At 47.7% G+C, this 1,410-nt stretch carries 1 protein-coding gene; it reads left to right on the forward strand.

The genetic code is table 11. The features are described 5' to 3' along the window. The first annotated feature begins 35 nt into the window (after positions 1-35). Positions 36-1,223 (forward strand): IS91 family transposase, encoded by a 1,188-nt coding sequence (locus DTW91_RS12595; protein ID WP_410493738.1) that lies wholly within the window; start codon positions 36-38, stop codon positions 1,221-1,223. Positions 1,224-1,410 lie beyond the last annotated feature (187 nt).

A 1,410-nucleotide genomic window follows, 5' to 3' on the forward strand; every position in this document is an offset into this window, starting at 1 on the left:
TCATGAAAGAATTGAATCGACGATGGAATACCTCCATGTCTGCCAGCTATCGGATCAGCAGCCGCACAGCCCTCTGGATACCGTTTTCGCTTTATGCCGCAAAAATGGAATCCCGAAGTAAGGCAAAGCATCAAAACGGAAGCGTTGCAGATGTTCTTCGTAAAATCAGTTTATCGGCTCGGAATTTTACGGCTCATCAGGAAAAAACGCTTCGGGCTTTGTCGTATTGCCGAACTTCAGCTTTGGGCGGTCATATCGATGCGTGCGACGAATGCGGAAATCTTTCCATCAGCTATAACTCCTGCAGAAACCGTCACTGTCCCCAGTGTCAGGGACACAAAAAGGAAGAATGGATCCGGAAACGTGAAGCGGACTTGCTGCCGTGCAGCTATTACCATCTGGTTTTTACGCTTCCTGAAGAACTGAACGGTTTGTCCATTGCCAATCCCACCCTTGTTTACAAAACATTATTTGAAGCCGCCTGGGCGACTTTAAACCAATTCGGTAACACCGAAGGAATACAACTGGGAATGATTGCGGTTTTGCACACCTGGGGACAGAACCTGAGCCTTCATCCGCACCTGCACTGCATTGTTCCCGGTGGAGGCACTAATAAACAGGGAAAATGGAAAGGCAAAGTACGAACCGATAAATACCTTTTTCCGGTAAAGGCTTTGAGCAAAGTATTTCGGGCGAAGTTTGCGGCTTCATTAAAGGCTTGTGGAATTAAAGATGCTGATCTTATGGAGAAACTCTTCGCCAAAAACTGGGTCGTCTATGCCAAAAGACCTTTTGGCGGCCCGAAACAGGTGATCGAATATTTAGGCAGGTACACCCACAAAGTCGCCATCAGCAACCACCGCATCAAAGAAGTAACGGATAAGGAAGTGCGTTTTGCCTACAGGGATTACCGAAAGGGCGGCGAAAAAAAGGAAATGACCCTAAGTAACGAAGAGTTTGCGCGAAGGTTCTCTCTGCACATTCTGCCAAAAAGATTTGTGCGGATCCGCCATTACGGGATTTTGAGCAGCAGCTGGAAACGTGGGAAACTCCAGGCTCTGCAATCCGATTTAAAGATCAAGATCCCGGAGGTAACATCCAAAACGCTGCTCAATAAATGTCGGTGCTGCAAGGAGGGAAACCTGGTGACCATTGCCGTTTTCGGGCAGCGCGGTCCGCCGCAGGACTTTCTTTTCGTCACCCAACCTTTCTCTGCGAAATAAACTTTGCGGGTAAGGGAAACTGTGTTTTGCAGCGAAGAAAAAACGCAGAAAACCACTTCCAAAGGCTACCCAACGCCACAAAAAAAGCAGTCCTTCCGAAAAAACTGCTTTGCACCTCTAAATTCTAAAAACGACATCCCCATAAGAGGACCATCATACTGCTGAAAAGCCACCGGAGCTTCCGTTC

Source organism: Chryseobacterium sp. SC28, from assembly GCF_003932955.1.
GTDB lineage: Bacteria > Bacteroidota > Bacteroidia > Flavobacteriales > Weeksellaceae > Epilithonimonas.

Excerpts from the sequence above, each read along its gene's own strand:
- DTW91_RS12595 (WP_410493738.1), top strand. The coding sequence starts at position 36 with ATGTCTGCCAGCTATCGGATCAGCAGCCGCACAGCCCTCTGGATACCG.